Below are 4,529 nucleotides of genomic sequence, written 5' to 3' on the forward strand. Positions count from 1 at the left end.
AACCATTTAACATTTTTAAATAAATTTTCTTTTGTAAAGCGCCATGCAACTGATCCAGATGGGAAAATTAAATTACCATTGGTAGGAGCAAATTTTGAAGACCGATCTGATCTTAGATTAAAGGTGGCTAAATATTTATCATCAAATGCATAATTAACTCTTCCAAAAAAAGAGGCTATTCTGCTTGGTGGATTAACAAATGTAAAAGGCAATGGTTGCTGAAGAAGACTAGAAGGTGAAGAACCAAGACCCATATTAGCCAAAGCTTTTTGTGGAGAAATATCTGAAGGGAAATAATTGGTCTGAAAAAAAGAATTATTAACTCTTACGTCGATAATCTCCTGTCCAACCAAAAAATTAAAATCATGGTGCTTCTTAAAATTATTTATTGCGTATTGTAAGGTGTTGGAAATAGTTAAGGTCCTATTATTTTGTAACCCTTTTGAAGCTACCGGCAATGATGCAGCATTGCGTGCTGTACCAGTTATTTTGCTAAAAAAAAGATCCTGTGCGGTTGCTGTATTGTCAAAGCCAAATGTGCTTCTAAAAACTAACTTTTTAGTGATGTTGTAATTTAAATAACCACTTAAATAAGTTGCCTTGGTAAATTGTTTTCTATACTCTGCCCTAGTTAAAACAATAGGATTAGTAGCTCCGGATGATGCTAAAAAATAAGCTTCATCAAAATCATCGATACCACCGCCTGTAGCTGCTATTTCAAAAGGCCGATAAGTGATGGTGCTTCTTAATTTATTGGTTGTTCTTGTACCACTGTTAGTCGTTCCGGCACCTCTAACTGATTGGTCAAGATATCGGGCAGTCATACCCATTTTAAATTTATCGGAAATTTTATGATCAAGTTTAAAATTTACCAAATTTCTATCAAAACCTGATTCAAGTAAAATCCCATCTTCTCTGTTTGCTGTAAGGCTTAAATTGAATGAAGTAGCTTGGTTACCACCATTTACAGAAACGTTGTGATTTTGATATGTAGCATTTTTACCAAATACTTCTTCCTGCCAATTAATTGGAGAAATATTTTGATAATTTTTAAGCGTGTCCCATGTTGTACCGTATGTTTTTGCAAAACTTGAGCTGTCTACTGTTACTCCTCTTGTCCTTTCCCACTGCCAGGTTACAAAATCGTAAGGGCTTAGTACTTCTAATTTTTTAGGAAGTGATCTGGTTCCGTAAGCACCATTATAGGTTACAGTTGTTTTACCGGGTTTACCTGGTTTTGTTGTAATAATAATTACACCATTTGCTCCCCTTGCGCCATAAATTGCTGCGGTTGATGCATCTTTTAAAACATCAATGGTTTGTATATCCTGCGGAGAAATTACAGACAATGCATTTTCTACCTGAACGCCATCAACTATATATAATGGTGAATTATCTTGAGTGATTGATCCGCCACCTCTAACTCTGATTATTAAGTCAGCACCCGGGGCACCTTCAGATGCTGTAACCTGCACACCAGCTAACCTTCCTTGCAAAGCTTCTGCAGCAGAGGAAAGAGGTATATCTTTTAGTTGCTTTGCACCTACTGATGAAACAGTACCAGTTAAATCTTTTCGTTTTACAGTGCTATATCCTATCACAACAACTTCATCACCTGTACTGGTACTTCTTTCGAGCGTTACATTTACAGTTTCCTTACCTATAATATTTTCAGAGCTGCTTTTAATACCTATTGAAGAAAATACCAAGGTTTTTGCTGAAGGCGAAACAGCAATACTATAATTACCTTGCTGATCAGTTTGTGTTCCCTTTTTAGAGGTTTTTTCAATTACGGAAACCCCTACAATTGGAGAACCATTTTCATCTGTAACTTTTCCTTTAATGATTTTCTGCGCAAAAGAGGCCAGCGCCAGAAACATTATGCAGGAAATAAATAATAATTTTTTGAACATTTTTTAGTCTTTGGTTTAAAAGGTGGAGATCTACAATCGTTGGTGAACCAATTCTTCTTCAATGCTACTCTTTAAAGTTTAAAGTAACATTAATTTAACAATGTTTTTTTACGCAATCGTTCCCGATAATTTTTATGATTGGGTTGATTAAAGTCGATTAATAATGAATGATTAAAAACCTATTATTTTATATTACAATAAGAAATTTTGAGCAGGCAAATATTAACTGCATTATTCAAATATCATTTATCACATTTTTTTGTATAATTGTTTTAGAAAACGCTTTAAATAAAAAACCAGTCAGTTAACTTTTATGTTTTCTAACTGGCTTTTTAATACAGGAATAATTTTATTTTTTTACAATTACAGTTTTTTCAATTGCTCCATTATTGGTGAAATACAAAAGATAAGTACCTGCAATTAGGTTTACGTTAATACTTGTTTGTGATGAAAGGGCAGTTGGTACGTAGGTTATTAGCTTTTTACCCTCAATTGAATAAACGGTAAACAATGCATTTTTACCTGCCGGGGCATGTTCTACATTAATAATATTAACCACAGGGTTTGGCGAAACAAACATTGCTTTTGTATCTGCAAAAAACACCTTCGCAATTTTGCTATAGAAAAACTGTCCGTTATTATCAATAATTTTAAGCCTGTAATACGATATACCTTTTAGGGCATTTTCGTCTAAAGCTGTATAATTATTTACATTCAAGATTCCACTTGCGTTTACTTCTTTTATAACATCAAATTTTTGTAAATCTGTGGTTCTTTCAACCAAAAATTTCTTCGTATTTATTTCGTTTGATGTGGTCCAATCTAATCTCACATTTTTATTCTTTTTTAAAGCCTTAAAAGATAAAAGAGTTAACGGCAAAACAGAACCAGCTTTACTGGTAACCCCAAAAGGGGAGAATGCAGTGAAGCCAGTACCTGTAACGCTATACACGCCGGCACTTGGGTTTGTTGCAGCAACATATGCTCCTGAGTAATCAATAGCTGTTCCGGTTGAATGTACTACTGCACAATTATTACTGTTAAAAAAATTGTTTTGGTTGGTCGTATTCCATTGCATTGTTATGGCAGCGTTACTTCCGCCTGCTACATCTTCTACTATATCCCATGTAATGTTTACAGATGAATCTACCTGTGGCGAAGTATTTATTCCTGCCGGAGCACCGGTAACCATTCTTACACTGTAGTTATCTACAGCACCACTGTTATTAAGTACTACCGGTGTATAACTGCTTGCAGAAATACCTACAGGAAATAAAGTATTTACAGCGCCAACATTATTCACTTTTAAAAACCCTGCAGCATTTGTAACTACATAACTATTGGTTGATCCAGTTATGCTGTTTGTAATTAAATTAGCGGCACCCAATGTAAGCTTACCGTTCATTAGTGTAGTGGCATTTGCAACTATTAAAATGTTTCCTAAAGTAACTCCTGCTGCATTGCTGATGGTTAGGTTATTTACCTGGTTTGCAGTTGGCGTAGTAGCGGTAAAATTGTTTAAAGTTGTTTGTGCAGCTGTACCGTTAAATATATAATTAGCTGCACTGCTAAAGTTTTTTGTACCTGCTGTAATGTTAGCTAATAACCCTGTAGCAGAACCTGACCGTAAAGTAGCACCTGCATTTAAAGTAAATGCAGCGCCGGGTAATACACTGGCACCTAAATCAAAAACTGCATTGGCCATTACATTCCAAGTAGCTGAACCGCTTATAGAACCGCCGTTTCTTGTATAAATTTGCGGCACGCCATCTGTTCTGTTTATATTGATGGCACCTAAACCGGTGCCACTGTTACTTAATGTGGCCGTATTAAAAGTAATATTCCCTTTTACATAGGTTTGGCTATTAGTACCGTTATTATCAGTAAGCTGAAGATTTGCAGTAGCCTGAACAAATGATAGTGGAACAGCCGTACCGGCAGCAGTTGTAACAACACTTAAAGTAAGACTTGTACCACTGATAGCAGTTACATAACTGCCAGATGCAATTCCTGATCCTGTTACACCCATACCTACAATAATTGCAGGGTTTGCTCCAGATAAAGTAACGGCTGTTGATCCTATAGCATATGTACCGTTGGTACCTGTAATACTGGTAGGGAAATTATTATTTACCACTAAATTCCCTCCAATATTTACTGCCTCAGCTGTAGCTATCGTAGCGGTGGAATACAATATAAATGTTACATGACTCCCCAAAGGCGGATTAATAATGAGATCCCCGGAAATATTTGCTACCTGCGTAGCCCCATTTAAAAACCTGATTTTTGAACTGACAATCCCCGTAGATAAAATAGTAAGGTTACCATTTATCGTATTTAAGTTTCCGCCAAAATTCGGATTACTGGCCTTACAATTGGGTGCATTAATAATTACATGATGAAAAGCGGTCCCTGCTGTTATTCCTGGTAATTGCGATGTGGAACTACCATTTCCTGTTCCTATAATAGAAAAAGTAGAGCCTGCGCTAAAAACTGTTGTAGCGGGCAATGTACCACCATCCCTATTCCATACCAAGTTGCTGTTGTTGGCAAATGTAAGCGGGCTTGTTAAGGTTAAAGCACCGCCAGCGTTAGCTCCTGTGCCATAAACCGTCC

Annotated in this window: 2 protein-coding genes; both read right to left on the reverse strand. The window is 36.2% G+C overall.

Translation table 11 applies throughout. The features are described 5' to 3' along the window. The coding region (locus tag H7254_RS04940) for a SusC/RagA family TonB-linked outer membrane protein (protein WP_301931933.1) at nt 1-1,913 on the reverse strand (1,913 nt) is incomplete at its 3' end. Nucleotides 1,914-2,262: 349 nt separating this feature from the next. After that, a partial coding sequence (locus tag H7254_RS04945) for a T9SS type A sorting domain-containing protein (protein ID WP_301931934.1) occupies nt 2,263-4,529 on the reverse strand: 2,267 nt, incomplete at its 5' end.

Origin of the sequence: Ferruginibacter sp. (genome assembly GCF_014377975.1) — a bacterium.
Lineage (GTDB): Bacteria > Bacteroidota > Bacteroidia > Chitinophagales > Chitinophagaceae > Ferruginibacter.